This is a genomic window from Streptomyces sp. NPDC102441, assembly GCF_044765585.1.
Classification (GTDB): domain Bacteria; phylum Actinomycetota; class Actinomycetes; order Streptomycetales; family Streptomycetaceae; genus Streptomyces.
This window is the reverse complement of record NZ_JBIWKH010000014.1, coordinates 19128-35852: the sequence shown is the minus strand read 5'-3', so window position 1 is coordinate 35852 and position 16725 is coordinate 19128. Positions and strand designations below refer to the sequence as shown.

The 16725-nt window shown below is 69.7% G+C and carries 16 protein-coding genes, 1 tRNA gene and 1 pseudogene; 5 read left to right on the top strand and 13 right to left on the bottom strand.

All coding sequences use genetic code 11. From position 1 onward, the window contains the following. Window positions 1-13: 13 nt before the first annotated feature. The 4 genes from ACIREO_RS28200 to ACIREO_RS28185 form a co-directional block, all read right to left on the bottom strand. On the bottom strand, window positions 14-727 hold the full coding sequence (locus ACIREO_RS28200; protein ID WP_404115177.1) for a GvpL/GvpF family gas vesicle protein: 714 nt from the start codon (window positions 725-727) through the stop codon (window positions 14-16). A 3-nt stretch (window positions 728-730) separates the two neighbouring features. Then, window positions 731-1189 carry a gas vesicle structural protein GvpA gene (locus tag ACIREO_RS28195; protein ID WP_404115175.1) on the bottom strand — a complete coding sequence of 153 codons (459 nt, stop codon included), beginning with the start codon at window positions 1187-1189 and terminating at the stop codon, window positions 731-733. A gap of 60 nt (window positions 1190-1249) precedes the next feature. Beyond that, window positions 1250-1558, bottom strand: coding sequence for a gas vesicle protein (locus ACIREO_RS28190; protein ID WP_404115173.1), 309 nt, complete (start codon window positions 1556-1558; stop codon window positions 1250-1252). A gap of 112 nt (window positions 1559-1670) precedes the next feature. Next, complete coding sequence (locus ACIREO_RS28185; RefSeq protein ID WP_404115611.1) at window positions 1671-2006, bottom strand: hypothetical protein; 336 nt, start codon at window positions 2004-2006, stop codon at window positions 1671-1673. A 190-nt stretch (window positions 2007-2196) separates the two neighbouring features. Between ACIREO_RS28185 and ACIREO_RS28180 the strand changes: the two genes are divergently transcribed. The 4 genes and pseudogenes from ACIREO_RS28180 to ACIREO_RS28165 form a co-directional block, all read left to right on the top strand. Continuing rightward, on the top strand, window positions 2197-2742 hold the full coding sequence (locus ACIREO_RS28180; protein WP_404115171.1) for a hypothetical protein: 546 nt from the start codon (window positions 2197-2199) through the stop codon (window positions 2740-2742). Further along, window positions 2739-3644: a lactate dehydrogenase gene (locus tag ACIREO_RS28175; protein WP_404115169.1), complete on the top strand. Its 906-nt coding sequence runs from the start codon at window positions 2739-2741 to the stop codon at window positions 3642-3644. The genes ACIREO_RS28180 and ACIREO_RS28175 overlap by 4 nt, the downstream gene beginning before the upstream one ends. Then, window positions 3641-4753 carry a hypothetical protein gene (locus ACIREO_RS28170; protein WP_404115168.1) on the top strand — a complete coding sequence of 371 codons (1113 nt, stop codon included), beginning with the start codon at window positions 3641-3643 and terminating at the stop codon, window positions 4751-4753. Before ACIREO_RS28175 ends, ACIREO_RS28170 begins: the two co-directional genes overlap by 4 nt. A gap of 184 nt (window positions 4754-4937) precedes the next feature. After that, window positions 4938-5033, top strand: a pseudogene (locus ACIREO_RS28165) (DUF2662 domain-containing protein); the annotation flags it as partial. Between the two features lie 377 nt (window positions 5034-5410). Here the strand turns inward: ACIREO_RS28165 and ACIREO_RS28160 are convergent. The 3 genes from ACIREO_RS28160 to ACIREO_RS28150 all read right to left on the bottom strand — a co-directional run bounded on the left by ACIREO_RS28160 (window position 5411) and on the right by ACIREO_RS28150 (window position 7456). Next, window positions 5411-5483: transfer RNA gene (locus ACIREO_RS28160), tRNA-His, on the bottom strand. A 124-nt stretch (window positions 5484-5607) separates the two neighbouring features. Then, window positions 5608-6213 (bottom strand): oligoribonuclease, encoded by a 606-nt coding sequence (gene orn, locus ACIREO_RS28155; RefSeq protein WP_404115165.1) that lies wholly within the window; start codon window positions 6211-6213, stop codon window positions 5608-5610. A gap of 10 nt (window positions 6214-6223) precedes the next feature. Beyond that, window positions 6224-7456 carry a helix-turn-helix domain-containing protein gene (locus ACIREO_RS28150; protein WP_404115163.1) on the bottom strand — a complete coding sequence of 411 codons (1233 nt, stop codon included), beginning with the start codon at window positions 7454-7456 and terminating at the stop codon, window positions 6224-6226. An 825-nt stretch (window positions 7457-8281) separates the two neighbouring features. Here ACIREO_RS28150 and ACIREO_RS28145 point away from each other — a divergent pair. After that, window positions 8282-8803, top strand: a complete 522-nt coding sequence (locus tag ACIREO_RS28145; RefSeq protein WP_404115160.1) for a universal stress protein — start codon at window positions 8282-8284, stop codon at window positions 8801-8803. Window positions 8804-8931: 128 nt separating this feature from the next. Here the strand turns inward: ACIREO_RS28145 and glmS are convergent, their stop codons facing one another. The 6 genes from glmS to ACIREO_RS28115 all read right to left on the bottom strand — a co-directional run bounded on the left by glmS (window position 8932) and on the right by ACIREO_RS28115 (window position 16713). Beyond that, the gene (gene glmS, locus ACIREO_RS28140; RefSeq protein ID WP_404115609.1) at window positions 8932-10761 is read right to left on the bottom strand and encodes a glutamine--fructose-6-phosphate transaminase (isomerizing); all 1830 of its coding nucleotides are present in this window, start codon (window positions 10759-10761) and stop codon (window positions 8932-8934) included. Window positions 10762-10814: 53 nt separating this feature from the next. Then, on the bottom strand, window positions 10815-11090 hold the full coding sequence (locus tag ACIREO_RS28135) for a hypothetical protein (RefSeq protein ID WP_404115157.1): 276 nt from the start codon (window positions 11088-11090) through the stop codon (window positions 10815-10817). A gap of 428 nt (window positions 11091-11518) precedes the next feature. Then, a complete protein-coding gene (locus ACIREO_RS28130; protein ID WP_404115155.1) occupies window positions 11519-12370 on the bottom strand; it encodes a siderophore-interacting protein in 852 nt (283 codons plus the stop codon). Between the two features lie 173 nt (window positions 12371-12543). Next, window positions 12544-13710: an acyl-CoA dehydrogenase family protein gene (locus tag ACIREO_RS28125; RefSeq protein WP_404115153.1), complete on the bottom strand. Its 1167-nt coding sequence runs from the start codon at window positions 13708-13710 to the stop codon at window positions 12544-12546. Window positions 13711-13717: 7 nt separating this feature from the next. Then, the gene (locus tag ACIREO_RS28120) at window positions 13718-14647 is read right to left on the bottom strand and encodes a hydroxymethylglutaryl-CoA lyase (protein ID WP_404115607.1); all 930 of its coding nucleotides are present in this window, start codon (window positions 14645-14647) and stop codon (window positions 13718-13720) included. Window positions 14648-14664: 17 nt separating this feature from the next. Beyond that, a complete protein-coding gene (locus ACIREO_RS28115; RefSeq protein ID WP_404115151.1) occupies window positions 14665-16713 on the bottom strand; it encodes a biotin carboxylase N-terminal domain-containing protein in 2049 nt (682 codons plus the stop codon). Between the last annotated feature and the right edge of the window lie 12 nt (window positions 16714-16725).

Here is a 16725-nt window from a genome sequence, read left to right as displayed (position 1 = left end):
CGAGGGCTGTGCGTCAGACGAAGCTGTAGGGCGGAAGAGGGCCGTTCAGGGCGAACGTGTAATCATCGCCCCTGCGCTCGGCCTCTTCGTGGACAGCCTGCGAAAAGGCGGCTGCGTCGTCACGCCGTACGAGGTAGGAGACGTTCAGGAAGTGGGCCTTCGTGGGTTCTCCTTCCGAGACCCGCTCCGCGGACGACGCCAGTACGGTCGCCACTTCTCCTGCCACTGCTTCCTGCCGTGCCTGGACCTCGTGCGACACGAGTTCACCGAGGGCCATCTTCTGGTTCTGGTCCCCCGGATTCTCCCGGGTGTGCTCGCTGAGCCGCCGGGCCTCCGGCGATTCCGTGAGGATCTCCCGCAGCAGACTTTCCTCGTCGCGCGCGACCTTCACGTTGTATTCGAGCCGGCCGTCGAGTTCGGAAAGGCGGGCCGTGTAACTGTCCTTGCCCTGATCGAGCGCGGCGCGTACCTGTTCGTCGTCGGGCCCTACGAGACCGAAACGCATCGGCAGTGCCGCGCCGTCGGCCATCAGCCTCTCCAGCACGCTCTGGTGCGCGACGAGGTCCCGTCGCTTCGCCCGCAGGTCGGCCGGTGTGTCACTGACCACTGCGGCGAGCTCCCGCGTCTTGACGGTCCGCAGGTCCGCGGCCGGCTCCCCGACGCCGGGTAGACCGTCCAGCCGCAGCGGGTGCTCAGCCGCGGTGATGGCGTAGATGTAGGTGGGCATGAGCTACTCCTCCCGCCGCTGGGCCGTCCGGCGGCTGCTGCTCGAAGCGGAGGTCTTGCGCGCCGGCCGCTTCTCCTTCTCCTGCTCCTTGTCGTCGGAGTCGTCACGGCCACCCTGGAAGGAGTCCGTGAAGGCTTCGACCGCGCCGGTCAGTGCCCCTTTCGACTTGCCCTTGGCACCGCTCTCGACGGTGTCTCCGACGATGTCGGTGAGCTGGGTCGGCGCCTTACGGCCGGACTCCAGGTCCAGGCGGTTGCACGCCTCGGCGAAGCGCAGATACGTATCCACGCTGGCCACGACGACGCGCACATCGATCTTGAGGATTTCGATTCCGACAACCGAGACACGGATGAAGGCATCGATGACGAGCCCCCTGTCGAGAATGAGCTCAAGAACGTCGTAGAGATTTCCGGATCCACCCCCGCCGTTGCTGGAGGCGTTGCTCTGCTGTACGAGACTCATGGTCGGTCTTCCTTCCAATGAGTTGTGTTACGCGGTACGGCTGCTCGGTGAGGAGCCGGCTCAGCGGTCGACCTGTCCTCGCGAGTACCGTCGAATTCGTTCGTAGCCCATGAGTTGACCCTGACCGTCGAGCCTGACGCGATAAGAAGCCATCACGCTCATGGTGTCCGGGATCTTCTCGATCTCGACGACTTCCACATCCGCTGCCCAGCCGTCGTCCGTCGCATTCAGCGAGGACACCGAGTCGGGCTGGCGCTGGAGGAGTTCGGCAAGCTGTTCGGCCGCTTTCCGCATCGCTGTGGAGACACCGATCCGGCCGTTGCCGCCACTGCTGTCCTCATCGCTCTTGGTGTTCTCGGTCGTGGCCATGTGCTTCACCTGCCGGGCGTCATTGTGGCTTCGGTCGGCTTCGTTCGGTCAGCCATTCGTTCGGGCTGCACTGCGCGTGCCCATGGGATCCGAACGTATGCATGGAGCCTCATCACGCGTTCCACACAGCTGCGGATTTTTTGGCACCAGCGGTCCCCCTCCCCACGCCCTGCATGGATCGCCTGCCGCCGGGCAGCCGACAGAGCGGCCCCGCCGCGCATTCCCCCGACGCGGCGGGGCCGCCCGGCCGCCCGGCCGCACACGGATCAGGCCGCCGGTCTCCTGGCTCAGTCGTTCCATCGATTGCGTTCGCGGCCGGTCCGGTCACCAGGGTGTCGGACGGGACGTCCTGCGTGACGACGGCTCCGGCTCCGACCACGGCACCGAGTCCGACCGTGACGTCGGGGAGAACCGTGACCGTCGAGCCGAGCCACGCGTTCGCTTCGATCGTGAGGGCGCACGCGTGATGAACTCGCTGCGCTCGGATGCCGGGAGCGGGTGGTCGGAGGAGATGAGGCTGGTCTTCGGGCCGATCAGGACGCCGTCGCCCAGGCGGATGTCGCCGTGGTCCAGGAAGGTGCAGCCCTCATGGACTCCGTCCGCCCGGACTTTGGAATCGAGCCCCTGCCGGACGCGACGTGCTCAGCGGTGTGGTCTCCCGCCTGCGCATCAGCAACGCCGCCACGCCTTCCCTGGCACGGCCGTGCGTGTTCGGCGACCTCAAGCCGGAACACGTGATCTTCCCTCCGGGCGAGAACCGCCCGGTGTTCATCGACCCCGGGCTCATGCGCGGCCGGCTCTGCGCCGACCCCGCCAAGCTCTTGTCCCGCCTCGTCCTCGGGTTGGTCGCCCGCCAGCCCGCAGGTGACGACGTGCGCACAGTCATCGAGGCGGTCCGCACCCACACCGCCGAGACAACCGGGCTGCTGTCCGCCGCCGACGAGAGCGCGTGGATCCGACAACTCCTCGTGCTGTGGCTGATGGACACCACCAACATCCTGACCACGTACCTCGCCAACCCCGAGGGCCTGCCGCTGTCTCCTCACGGTGCGGCCGTAGCCGCCCGCGCAGGGGCCGTCTGCCGGATGCTCGACCAGTCCAGCGCAGCACTGACCGCCCGGCACTCCGCACGGGACACGTGGCAGCTGTGCCTGTCCCAGGCCGCGCAGGCGATGGCTCTGTGACCGCCGTCGGCATCATCGGAGCCGGAGCTGTCGGCCAGGCCGTAGGCGCCCTCCTGGTCTCCACCGGCTGGTGCGACACCGTTCTGATCGCCTCTCGCCACGGCCGGAGCGCCGATGGGCTGGTCACTGATCTGGAGGACATGAGCCTTCTCAGCGCATCCTCCGTACGGGCGCACCGTGCCGGCCCGTCGCAGATGGGGTCATGCGACGCCATCGTCGTCTGCCCCCGCGCCCAGTTCACCAACGCCCGAACGACCGATGTCCGCATGGCCGGCCTGGAGGCGAACGGCGCCGCCGTCCGTCATCTGGCCCGGGAACTGGCGGGGTACACCGGGCCGGTGCTGATGGTGACGAACCCTGTGGACATCATGAGCCGACTGTTCGCAGACGTATCCGGCTGTACCCGGGTCTGGGGCGTCGGCTCCAGCACCGACACCGCCCGCTACCGTCTCATTCTGGCGCGCATGGTGGGCGTGCCCACCGACTCGGTCCACGGCCACGTGATCGGAGAGCACGGCGACCACGCGGTGATCTGCGCCTCCTCCACCACCATCTACGGGCGACCGGCCCGTATCCCCGTCCAGCACATCCGCGAAGAGCTGGCCGACCGCCCCGGCCGGATCAGCGCCGGCATCGGCCGGGTCCGCTCCGGCCCTGCCGGCGCCACGGTGTCCGCACTCGCTCACGTCCTCGGCGTCATGGACGGGGTCATCGAGATGTCCGCCCCTGGCGACACCAGCACCTACTTGGGAATGCCGTTGCGCTTCACCGCCGGACACCCCACCGTGTGCCTCCCGACCCTGGACCGGGCCGAGGCCCGCGACTTCGCGGCGGCCGAAGCCAAGCTGCACACCGCGTACGCACAACTCATCGCGACACTCAAGGAGATGACACACGCATGACCACCTTCGCTACCCGCATCACGACGGCTGACGGCCAGGCCGTCACGGTCATCAGCCGGTCCCGGGCCATCACCAACTGGACCGCCCGCTACCTCGGCCTCTGGTGGACAGCCGCGGCCACCAACCCGGACGACACCACCGGACCGGCCATCCACGCCGACGTCGACTCCGAGCAGCACGCCACGCTCACCGCACGCGTCACAGCCGGAGGCCCGGAGGAGGTCATCTACGCCACGGACCCAATGCTGCTCATCTGTACCGAGACCGGCTTGATCATCGCGACGCAGGAGGGCCTGGCCTACGAGTGGGACCCTGCCGCTCGCATCCTGCGCATCGTCGGCACCGACGAGACAACCGTCGCCACCGCCACAGCCCGCCTCGCCCGGGAGATCGTGCGCGGCCAGCTCCTCGCCGAGGGCTGGCAGATCCTCCACGCCTCCGCAGTCACCCGCCCGACCGACAACGCAACGCTCCTCACCCTCGGCGCCAAGGGAGCAGGCAAGACCACCAGCAGTTTCCTCCTGGCCCGCACCGGGCTCCACCTCCTGGCCAACGACAGGGTTTTCGTCCGCGCGGACGGCGACACCATCCGTGTCCTGCCCTGGCCCAGCGCGGCAGCGATCGGGTTCGGTCTCCTGGACGCTCTCGATTGGTTCGAACTGGTACGCACTCGCCTCGCGGCAGGCGAGCAGATGCACCCGACCCAGAAGCAGAAGGTCACCGACGCGCTCCTGGCCGGCGACCGGAGACCGCTGTGGAAGTCCAACGGGACGGAGATGAAACCGCAGTTCTTCCCGGACCAGCTCAGCTCGTGGCTCGGCCTGACCCTGGCTACCGAGGGCCACGCGGGCGGAATCCTCTTCCCGCAGATCGTCCCGGACACCGGCCCCGAGCTCGTCGCCGGAGCCCGCGGCGTTGTGGCGGAAGACTTCTTCACTGCCGGGACAGAGGACCGATACCCCGACGTCTTCGGGCTCCTTCCCCTCGAGACCCCCAGCGAGGAGTTGGCCGATCGCCTCGCGCAGCTCCCACACCAGGCCCTCACCATGAACCACGACATCGATGCCAGCGCCGCCGCCCTGGTGAAGGCAGCCGAGAGCATTCTCTGACCCTCCTCCTCTGGGGCGCCCATCCCTTCGTACCCGGAGGGGCGGACGCCCCCATTGGCACGAAGTTCGCACGCACTGTCGCTCTGAGCCCTTGCCGTTGAGAGATGCCGTCCAGCTCAGGAGTCAGTCGTTTTCCCTCCGCATGGATACGCAGTGAGCATCAGGCTCTTAAAACTGTGGTGCCTGTGAGATCCGTACAGGACCGGCCCCGACGATCCAGGATCTCGGGTCTACCAATAGCACTGCGGTGGACGCGCACCCCACCCCCAGCGCTACGGTCACCACACCTCGCAGCACCCCGGAGAGCGTGATGGAGGACCTGTCCATGGAAACCAGTCATGCCAGCCCTGCACTGGACATCCGCATCGGCGGATTTCGTATGACCTTCCAGCGCATCCCCGCACGGCTCTTGGCCGCCCTGGGGACATGTGCCGGGTCAGCGTTCGCGGCGTGGCTCACGACTCGCTGAGCACCCCGAAGCAGGTGCTTCAAATGATCCACCCGTCCGGCATGGACCTCGGCTTCCCGCGTCCCACGATGCCCCCCATGAGGGGACAGTAGGGCGAAATCGCCGTTCTGTGTTCCCGCCGTGTTCCCAAAGTCTCGGGCATGAAGAAGCCCTGACCTGTTTCCACAGGTCAGGGCTTGATCATTCAGGGTGAGTAACGGGACTTGAACCCGCGACATCCTGGACCACAACCAGGTGCTCTGCCAGCTGAGCTATACCCACCATGTCGCCCGGTCGCTTTCCTGACCGGCCGAGAAAAAGTGTACAGGGTCCGAGCGGGTGCTCGCGCCCCGGTTCTTCGGAAGGGGTGCACGGGCCCCGGAGGGCCCGTGACCAGCGGGTGTGTCTACTGTCCGGCGGGCGGCGTGTGGCGTGCCGCGATCTCCTTGGCGCGGGCCGAGTCCGGGCCGGGCTGCGGTACGAAGACCGCGTCCCGGTAGTAACGCAGCTCCGTGATGGAGTCGCGGATGTCGGCCAGTGCCCGGTGGTTGCCGTTCTTGTCCGGACTGTTGAAGTACGCCCTCGGGTACCAGCGGCGCGCCAGCTCCTTGACCGAGGACACATCGACGATCCGGTAGTGGAGGTAGCCCTCCAGCGACGGCATGTCACGCGCGAGGAAGCCCCGGTCGGTGCCGACCGAGTTTCCGCACAGCGGGGCCTTGCCCGGCTCCTTCACATGCTCACGGATGTAGGCCAGGACCCGCTCCTCCGCGTCGGCCAGGGTCGTGCCCCCGGCCAGCTCGTCGAGGAGGCCCGAGGCGGTGTGCATCTGCCGCACCACCTCGGGCATGGTCTCCAGGGCCGCGTCCGGTGGGCGGATCACGATGTCCACCCCTTCACCGAGCACGTTCAGTTCCGAGTCGGTGACCAGCGCGGCCACCTCGACGAGTGCGTCGTCCGTCAGCGAGAGCCCGGTCATCTCGCAGTCGATCCACACCATACGGTCGTTCATGGGCCCCACCCTACGGGGCGCTGCGCTGCCCCGGCAGGGCCGGGCGGCCCGGAACATACGCCTCGGGGCCCACTCCGAGGCGCTCCACGGGGCCGCCGGGAGCGGCCGTCGCGGTGACCGGGGGCGGGCCGGGTGAGGCCGCCGCGGCGGCCCGCCGGTGTGACGCCGTGCCCTGGGCGGGCACGGACGTCTCCAGCACCGTGGTGACGCTCTCCAGCACCCCGCCCTGCGGACGGCGGGCCCGGTAGGCGGCCCGGTACGCGGCGGGCGAGGAGCCCAGCTGGCGGCGGAAGTGCCCGCGCAGCGCGACCGGTGAGCGGAAGCCGCAGCGGCCCGCCACCTCGTCGACGGAGTAGTCGGAGGTCTCGAGCAGCCGCTGCGCCTGCAGCACGCGCTGGGTGATGAGCCACTGGAGCGGCGCGCTGCCCGTGAGCGAACGGAACCTGCGGTCGAAGGTCCGCCGGCTCATGTAGGCACGCGCGGCCAGCGTCTCCACGTCGAACTGCTCGTGGAGATGCTCCAGCGCCCACGCCACGACCTCGGCGAGCGGGTCGGAGCCGATCTCCTCAGGTAAAGACCTGTCGAGGTAGCGCTCCTGACCGCCACTGCGCCGCGGCGGTACGACGAGCCGGCGGGCCAGGGCCCCTGCCGCCTCGGTGCCGTGGTCGGTACGGACTATATGGAGGCACAGATCGATTCCGGCCGCTGTTCCGGCCGAGGTGAGCACGTCGCCGTCGTCGACGAACAGCTCACGCGGATCGACGTGCACCGACGGATAGCGCTTGGCCAGCGTCGGTGCGTACATCCAGTGGGTGGTGGCCGGGCGGCCGTCCAGCAGGCCGGCCGCGGCGAGGACGAAGGCCCCCGTGCAGAGTCCGACGATGCGGGCGCCCTCCTCGTGGGCGCGGCGCAGAGCGTCCAGGGCCTCCGCGGGCGGTGGTGATGTGATGGACCGCCAGGCGGGCACCACGACGGTGCCGGCCCTGCTGATGGCCTCCAGTCCGTACGGTGCGCTGAGTTCGAGCCCGCCGGTGGTGCGCAGCGGTCCTTCCTCACCCCCACAGACCAGCAGGCGGTAGCGCGGAACGCCCGCGTCCTGCCGGTCGATTCCGAAAACTGAGAGCGGAATGGAGCTCTCGAAGATAGGGCCGCCGCTGAACAGCAGCACGGCTACGACTTCCCGGCGCCGCCGCCCGGTCAGCTTCCGTGCGGCCTCCGTTGCGGTGGCGGAGTCCTGGCTCATGACGCTAAGCCCCCCTCGGTGTTCGCGTCTTCCTGGTCCCTACGGGCCTGTCGCTCCTGCACGTTTCCCCTCGGTCTCGCACGCGTCCCCAGTCCTCGACACTCAAGATCGAATCTACTGCGTCCCGTGGTCCCGACGTGACACGTTCCCCCACCGGCACTATGTCGACAAGGCAACTTGGCGCGAAGCGTTCGATCACGAAGCGTTTCACCCGTGAGCGCCACAGGGAAGTGCGCATGGCGATCATGGCCCGTCCCCATAGGGTCAAAGCGTACCGCGCGGTCTATTCCTGCCTGGTGGCACGCGGGTTGGGCGGCCATGACACCAAGAGAACCGGGTGCAGGTGAAGTTGGCTGAAAAGCGATGGTTGCGTGCGCGCATTCCAGTCATGCGACCGGCGTACGCCCCCAGTTCACGGGAGCCTCCATGCGCCTCTGGGGTCTCTCAGGGCCGTCCGGGGTCCTCAGGTGAACGTTGTGCAATTGCATGATGGCGGGGGGTGACGGCCCGGCCCGCAGGGGCGAGTGGCACATTCGGCCGCCGCGCGGCGACCCGGCGGGAGCCGGCCGGACACCGTGACCGGAACCCGTCAGAGCCTTCACGAGCTGGATGTACGACGCAACCGGCATTGCCATACAGGGGTGGTCTCCGGCATGCTCCCTCCATCACCGCCTGCGATGTGCGAGGGCTGGGCAGTGGAGGAGTGGCGCCGTACCCTTAGGGGTAAGGGGTTGGGAAGATGTTTCCCGGACACAGCTTCACCGCTCGCAGGTACACCTCCAAAACCGCTCCCTCCTCACGAGGACTCTCTTCGCCGAGACACCGATGGCCGGTCACGAAATCCCTGAACCCGCAGACCGCAAGCAGGTAGCCGACCCCGGGTCGGAACCGCAGACGGTCGAAGAGTCGCGCCCTTCCTGCGATCCCGCCTTCCGGCATGGCGTCGTGGTCGGCTTCGACGGCTCCATGTCGAGCGAACGAGCCCTCGCGTACGCCATCGGAATGGCGCACCGGCACAGCTCCGGACTGATCATCGTCCATGTGGCCAACCGGCTGCCGACCACGGTCTGGGCCGGCTGCGAGCCGCCCGTCTTCGTCGATGTGCCCGACCACCGCACCGAGGTCCTCGGGCTGGAGCTGGCCTGCGCGGACTATCTCGCCGAGGTGCCCTGGGTGCTCGTGGAGCGCGGCGGGGACATCTGTCACGAGCTGGAGGAGGTCGGCCGCGAGTATTCGGCCGACGCGATCGTGGTCGGTTCGACGCACGGCATCGTGGGCCGGATCTTCGGGTCCGTGGCCGGCCGTCTCGCGCGCCGCGCCCAGCGTCCGGTCATCGTCATCCCCTGAGCGCACGAAGTCGTCCTGGGCGCACGAAGACATCTCATGGGCACGCCAAGTCATCTCATGGGCGTACGAAAAGGGCCCCTGGCGCCGCGCCAGGGGCCCTTTTCGTGGGAGGTGGGAAGGGGTGCGCGCTACTCGACGGTGACCGACTTCGCCAGGTTGCGCGGCTTGTCGATGTCACGGCCCATGGCCAGTGCCGTGTGGTAGGCGAGCAACTGGAGCGGGATGCCCATCAGGATCGGGTCCAGCTCGTTCTCGTTCTTCGGGACGACGATCGTGTGGTCGGCCTTCTCCTGGTCGCGGTGGGCGACGGCGAGGATGCGGCCGCTGCGGGCCTTGATCTCCTCCAGCGCGGCGCGGTTCTTCTCCAGCAGGTCGTCGTCCGGGACGATCGCGACGGTGGGGAGTGCCGGCTCGATGAGCGCGAGCGGGCCGTGCTTCAGCTCCGAGGCGGGGTAGGCCTCGGCGTGGATGTACGAGATCTCCTTGAGCTTCAGGGAGGCCTCCAGCGCGACGGGGTAGCCCCGGACACGGCCGATGAACATCATCGACTGCGCGCCCGCGTACTCCTCGGCCAGCTTCTTGATCTCGTCCTCCGACTCCAGGATCTGACCGATCTGCTCCGGCAGCTTGCGCAGCCCCTCGATGATCCGCTTCCCGTCGGCCACCGACAGGTCGCGGATGCGGCCCAGGTGCAGGGCGAGCAGCGCGAAGGCCACGACGGTGTTGGTGAAGCACTTGGTGGAGACGACGCAGACCTCGGGGCCCGCGTGGACGTACATGCCGCCGTCCGCCTCACGGGCGATCGCCGAGCCTACGACGTTCACCACGCCCAGGACGCGCGCGCCCTTGCGCTTGAGCTCCTGCACGGCGGCCAGCACGTCGTAGGTCTCACCGGACTGCGAAACGGCGACGTACAGGGTGTCGGGGTCCACGACCGGGTTGCGATAGCGGAACTCCGACGCGGGCTCCGCGTCCGCCGGGATGCGGGCCAGCTCCTCGATGAGGCCGGCGCCGATCATTCCCGCGTGGTACGAGGTGCCGCAGCCCAGGATCTTGATCCGGCGGACCCCGCGCGCCTCGCGGGCGTCCAGATTCAGGCCGCCCAGGTGCACCGTGGAGAAGCGGTCGTCGATGCGCCCGCGCAGCACGCGGTCCACGGCGTCGGCCTGCTCGGAGATCTCCTTGTGCATGTACGTGTCGTGGCCGCCCATGTCGTACGACTCGGCCTCCCACTCCACGGTGGTCGGCGTGGCCGTCGTGGTCGAGCCCTCCGTGGTGTACGTACGGAAGTCGTCGGCCTTGAGGGTGGCCATCTCGCCGTCGTCCAGGGTGACGATCTGGCGGGTGTGCGCGACGAGGGCGGCCACGTCGGAGGCGACGAACATCTCCTTCTCGCCGATGCCGAGCACCACGGGGGAGCCGTTGCGGGCGACGACGATGCGGTCGTTGAAGTCGGCGTGCAGGACGGCGACGCCGTACGTGCCCTCGACGGACTTCAGCGCCTCGCGGACCTTCTCCTCCAGCGTCAGCGCCTGCGAGCGGGAGATCAGGTGGACCAGCACCTCGGTGTCGGTCTCGGAGAGGAAGACGACGCCGTCGGCGACGAGCTTCGCGCGGAGCTCGGAGGCGTTGTCGATGATGCCGTTGTGGACGACGGCGACCTTGCTCTCCGTGTCCAGGTGGGGGTGCGCGTTCTCGTCGCTCGGGGCGCCGTGCGTGGCCCAGCGGGTGTGGGCGATGCCGGTGGTGCCGGCGAACCGCTTGGGCACGCGGGCCTCCAGCTCGCGGACCCGGCCCTTGGCCTTGACCATCTTCAGGGTGCCGGGCTTCCCCGCCGCGGCCTTGCCCGTGATGACGATGCCCGCGGAGTCGTAACCCCGGTACTCCAGCCGCTGAAGGCCCTCCAGCAGCAGTGGAGCCACGTCACGCTTCCCGATGTAACCGACGATCCCGCACATGGATTCTCTGCCCTCCATCGACGTACAAAAGTTCGGTGCCCGGCCCGTCCTGCTCAGCCGTAGACGATGCGGCGCAGCTGGCGGAGCGAGAGCTCCTGCGGCGCCACCGCGCGGTGCGGCAGCTCGGCCGCGATCCGTTCGAAGATCTCCGTGTTCACCAGGCCGCCGGCCTGCATCTCGCGGTGGCGGCGCCGGACGAAGACCTCGGTCGTCTCGTCGAAGTACGCCAGCACGTCGAGGATCACCCGGGCGGCCTCGCCGCGCTGGAGCGCGGTGGAGCGTACGAGGTGGTCGATGAGGTCGTCATGCGCAGGGCGGTGTTCGAGCACTCGTCGATATTGCGTGGATCGGTGGCGCTACGCAAGAAATCTGCCCGATATCGGGCAGATTTCTCATCCAGTGGGGCTGGTGTGGCGGAAATGTCGCTTACATTCTCATCCGACCTCGGTGCGCCGAGAGCCCCTCGGCGATGTGGCGCGATCGCGCCGGCCGCTCCTCGGCCATGCGGGTCCCGGCGGCGTGGAAACCGGCCGCGGCGGACTGTCCCGCGGCGGTCGGTTCCTCGGCCGGCCCGTACGCGGTTCCGGCCAGCGTGGCGAAGATCGTGCCGGCGGGCCGGATTTCCCGGTGACCGGGGCGAGGTGCCAGGCGCGGAGGGCGCGGAGGGCACTGTCGACGGTACGGGCGGCGCACGGCCCGGCGTCCTCACCGTACGTAACCGACTGCACGGTCTGGTTGAAACGGATACCGCTCAGGGTTACGCGGCCACCCGCGTCGCTTCCTCCCTGAGCTGTTCCTCGCTCAGTCCACGCCGCCAGTAGCCGACGAACGTGACGCGCCTGCGGTCGAACCGCCGCTCCTGGACGAAGTGGCGGCGCAGCGCCCTGACCCCTGCGGCCTCGCCGGCGATCCAGACGTACGGGGTGCCCTCGGGCAGTTCCGCGGCACGCACGGCGTCCACGGCGGAGGGGGCGCCGTCGTCCCCTACGAGCCAGGTGATGTGTGCGTCGGCCTCGGTGCGGATGTCCAGCCGGTCCTGGGTGTGCGGGACCTCCAGCCAGACCTTGGCCCTGGTCCCGGCGGGCAGCCACTCCAGCGCGGCCGACGCCGCGGGCAGCGCGGTCTCGTCGGCGCAGATCAGCACCCACCCGGTGTCCTGCGGCGGCTGGAAGCGGATCCCGTTGTTGTCCTCACCGGTGGGGCCCAGCACGGTGAGCCGCTGTCCAGGCGCGGCGGCCTCCGCCCAGCGGCAGGCCGGTCCACCGTCCGCGTGCAGCGCGAAGTCGATGTCGATCTCGGCAGAGCCGTCCGCGGTGTACCGCTGGGCGCGCACGGTGTACGACCGCATGACCGCCCGGACGTCCGGGGGCAGGGCCCGCCAGGCCGGGAACCACTCACCGTTCTCGTCGACCGGGACCACGGCCTCCGTCTGGCCCGGATGCGGCAGGAAGACCGAGAGGCTCTGGTCCCGTCCCCCGGCGACGAAGCCGTCGCTTCCCGGTCCGCCGAGAGTGATTCGCTGCATGGACGGGCTCAGCCTGCTGGTCCTCAGGACCGTCAGGTCGAAGAACCGGAAGGGGGCGACGGCGGATGCGGTGGCGGTCGTCATGCGGGGGTCCTCCCAGGAACCGGAACGGCCAGGACGTTGCCGGGAGACGATTAGAGGAAAGGCTAGCCTAACCTCACATATCGCGGAGGGGGAGGGCAAGGGGGACGGCGGATGTATCGGCGGGGTGGGCCTCCTGGGGCCGGACTGACAACGCCTGGGGTGGAGTCCGCCCGTCAGGCGTCCATGCCCAGCTCCCGGGCGATCAGCATCCGCTGGACCTCGCTCGTGCCCTCGCCGATCTCCAGGATCTTGGAGTCGCGCCACATCCGGGCCACCGGGTACTCGTTCATGAAGCCGTAGCCGCCGTGGATCTGCGTCGCCTCGCGGGCGTTGTCCACCGCCACCGTCGAGGAGTACAGCTTCGCGATGGCAGCCTCCTTCTTGAACGGCTCGCCCGCCACCAGCCGTGAGGCCGCGTCGCGCCAGCCGACCCGGGCCATGTGCGCCCGTGTCTCCATGTCCGCGATCTTGAACTGGATGGCCTGGTTGGCGCCGATCGGCTTCCCGAAGGCGTGCCGCTCCTTCGCGTACTTCAGCGACTCGTCCACACAGCCCTGCGCCAGGCCCGTCGACAGCGCCGAGATCGCGACTCGGCCCTCGTCCAGGATCCGCAGGAACTGCGCGTAGCCGCGGCCCTCCTCGCCCAGCAGGTTCGCCACCGGGACGCGGACGTCGGAGAAGGACAGCTCGCGGGTGTCCGAGGCGTTCCACCCGACCTTGGAGTACGGGGCGGCCACCGTGAAGCCGGGGGTGCCGGACGGGACGATGATCGCGGAGATGCGCGGGGCGCCGTTCTCCTTGCGGCCGGTGACCGCCGTGACCGTGACCAGCTCCGTGATGTCCGTACCGGAGTTGGTGATGAAGCACTTGGAGCCGTTGATCACCCACTCGCCGGCGGCCTCGTCCAGCACGGCCGTCGTCCGGGTGCCGCCCGCGTCCGAGCCGCCGTCAGGCTCCGTAAGCCCGAACGCGCCGAGCGCCTCGCCCGCGCAGAGCTTCGGCAGCCACCGCTGCTTCTGCTCCTCCGTCCCGAAGCGGTAGACCGGCATGGCGCCGAGCGAGACCCCGGCCTCCAGTGTGATCGCCACGGAGGAGTCGACCCGGGCCAGCTCCTCCAGGGCGATCCCGAGGGCGAGATAGTCGCCGCCCATGCCGCCGTACTCCTCGGGGAAGGGCAGGCCGAACAGGCCCATGCGCCCCATCTCCCGCACGATCTCGTACGGGAACTCGTGGCGCTCGTAGAAGTCACCGATCTTCGGGGCGATCACATCGTGTGCGAACTCCTCGACGGTGCTGCGCAGTTCCTCGTGTTCGGCGGTCAGCCGGTGGTCAAGGGACATGGGTGCTTCACTCCTTGTGGGACAGCGCGCGGACGGTACGGGACGGGCTCGGGCGGCCCAGTTGTTCGGCCATCCACACGCTTGTGGCGGTGAGTGCGCCGAGATCGACCCCGGTTTCGACACCGAGGCCGTCGAGCATCCACACGAGATCCTCGGTGGCGAGGTTTCCGGTCGCGCTCTTCGCGTACGGGCAGCCGCCCAGGCCGCCCGCCGAGGCGTCCACCGTCGTCACCCCGTGCTGGAGCGCGGCCAGGGTGTTGGAGAGCGCCTGGCCGTACGTGTCGTGGAAGTGAACCCCGATCGTGTCCGTGGGGACCCCCGAATCGTTCAGCGCGGCCAGCAGCGCCGTCACATGGCCCGGGGTGGCCACGCCGATCGTGTCGCCGAGGGAGAGCTCGTCGCAGCCGAGGTCCATCAGCGCCTTGGCGACCCGCACGACCTGCGCGACGGGCACGGCGCCCTCCCACGGGTCGCCGAAGCACATCGACAGATAGCCGCGCACATGCACCCCGGCCACCTTCGCCCGGGCCACGACCGGCTCGAACATGGCGAGCGACTCGTCCACCGTGCGGTTGAGGTTGCGGGCGGCGAACGTCTCCGTCGCCGAACCGAACACGGCGATCCTGCGGGCACCGAGCGCGAGCGCCCGGTCCAGGCCGCGTTCGTTCGGCACGAGGACGGGCAGGGCCACGTCACCGACGTCAGCGACGTCCCCGAGCATCGGGAACAGCTGTTCCGCGTCCGCCAGTTGGGGCACCCACTTCGGGTGGACGAAGCTGGTCGCCTCGATCGTGGAGAGCCCGGCCTCCGCGAGCCGGCGGACGAACTCCGCCTTCACCCCTGTCGGTACGACGGACTTCTCGTTCTGCAGTCCGTCGCGGGCACCGACCTCATGGATACGGACCCGGGCGGGCAGCCCCGGTGCGGGCACCGTCATGGGCAGTCCGGTGTCGGTCACGATTCCTCCCTCGGGGCCACCACGGCCAGGATCTGGTCCATGGCGACCGTGGCACCGGCGGTGACATCCAGCTCGGTGACGGTCCCGGAGTGCGGGGCGGAGATGACGTGCTCCATCTTCATCGCCTCGACGACCAGCAGACTCTGCCCGGCCACGACCTCGTCCCCGACCGCCACCTTCACCACCGTGACGGTCCCGGGCATGGGCGCGGCGAGGGTGTCGGCGCCCGAACGGGCGGCGCCGCTGAGGGACGCCTCCACCGGGTCGTGGTCCTGGACGTGCCAGGTGTCCCCGTCCCGGCCGAGCCAGACCCCCTCCGGGGACGACGCCAGGCTGAACGTGTGGGTCAGACCGTCGAGTTCGACGACGACCCGGCGCCCCGACGCCTCGACCAGGCGGGACGTCTCCGCGCCGGGCAGCGACGGAACAGGACCGCAGGTGTCCGCCGGCTCCTCCCGGTCCCCGGCATGGCCGAACGTCAGCGCGGCCGTGCCCTCCCCACCCGTACGCAGCCCCACCCGCACCGGGTCGTGGCCCGGGACGCGGAAGTGGTGGAACGTCTCCGCGGGGGTGCCGCCCAGCCGCCATCCGCTGGGCACCGAGAACGGATCGACCCAGCCGGCGGCGGGAGCGGGGGACGGCTGCCGCAGCAGCGCCGCCGCCGCGTACACCTCCTCCGGCACCCCGTCCGGGATCAGGCCGTCCGCCTCCCGCTCCACCAGGCCGGTGTCCAGTTCGCCCGCGGCGACCGCCGGATGGGCCAGCAGCCGCCGCAGGAACCCGGCGTTCGTCGGAACGCCCAGCACCACCGTGCCCGCCAGCGCCGCGCGCAGCCGGCGCAGTGCCGTCGCCCGGTCGGGGCCGTACGCGATGACCTTCGACAGCATCGGGTCGTACGTGCTGCCGACCGGCACGCCCTCGCTGAGCCCTGAGTCCGTCCGCACCCCGCCGCCCTGCGGCTCGTGCAGCGCGAGCACCGTGCCGCCGGAGGGCAGGAAGCCGCGGGCCGGGTCCTCCGCGCAGACCCGGGCCTCGACGGCATGGCCGGTGAGCGTGATGTCCGCCTGGCCGTACGGCAGTTGCTCCCCGGCTGCGATCCGCAGCTGCCACTCCACCAGGTCGAGCCCGGTGACCAGCTCGGTGACCGGGTGCTCGACCTGGAGGCGGGTGTTCATCTCCATGAAGAAGTACGAGGACGGGTCGCTGCCAGGGACGATGAACTCGACCGTGCCCGCGCCGACGTATCCGCAGGAGCGGGCAGCCTGCACGGCCGCCTCACCCATCGCGGCCCGGGTCCCCTCGTCGAGCAGGACCGAGGGCGCCTCCTCGATGATCTTCTGGTGACGGCGCTGGAGCGAGCACTCGCGCTCACCGAGATGCACCACGTTGCCGTGTCCGTCGGCCAGGACCTGGATCTCGATGTGGCGCGGCCGGTCGATCCACCGCTCCACGAGGAGCGTGTCGTCACCGAACGAGGCGCGCGCCTCGCGCCTGGCCGCCGCGATCTCGTCGGCGAGCAGCGCCTCCTCGCGCACCAGGCGCATGCCCTTGCCGCCGCCGCCCGCCGACGGCTTCAGCAGGACGGGCATGCCGATCTCCCGGGCCGCAGCAGCGAGTTGCGCATCGGTGAGGCCGCTCCCCGAGGAGCCGGGCACCACGGGCACGCCGGCGGCGGCCACGGTCTCCTTGGCGCGGATCTTGTCGCCCATCAGCGAGATCGCCGGAGCGGGCGGGCCGATGAAGACCAGCCCCGCCTCCGCGCACGCCTGGGCGAAGCCCGCGTTCTCCGCGAGGAAGCCGTAACCCGGGTGGACCGCCTCCGCGCCCGTGCGGCGGGCGGCGTCCAGCAGCCGCTCCACCGACAGATAGCTCTCGGAGGCGGGCGCGGGCCCGATCCGGACCGCCGTATCCGCCTCCCGTACGTGCCGGGCGTCCGCGTCGGCGTCGCTGAAGACGGCCACCGACCGCACGCCGAGCTCGCGCAGGGTCCGGATGACCCGGACCGCGATCTCGCCACGGTTGGCGACCAGAACAGTGCTGAACATGGAAGTCCTCAC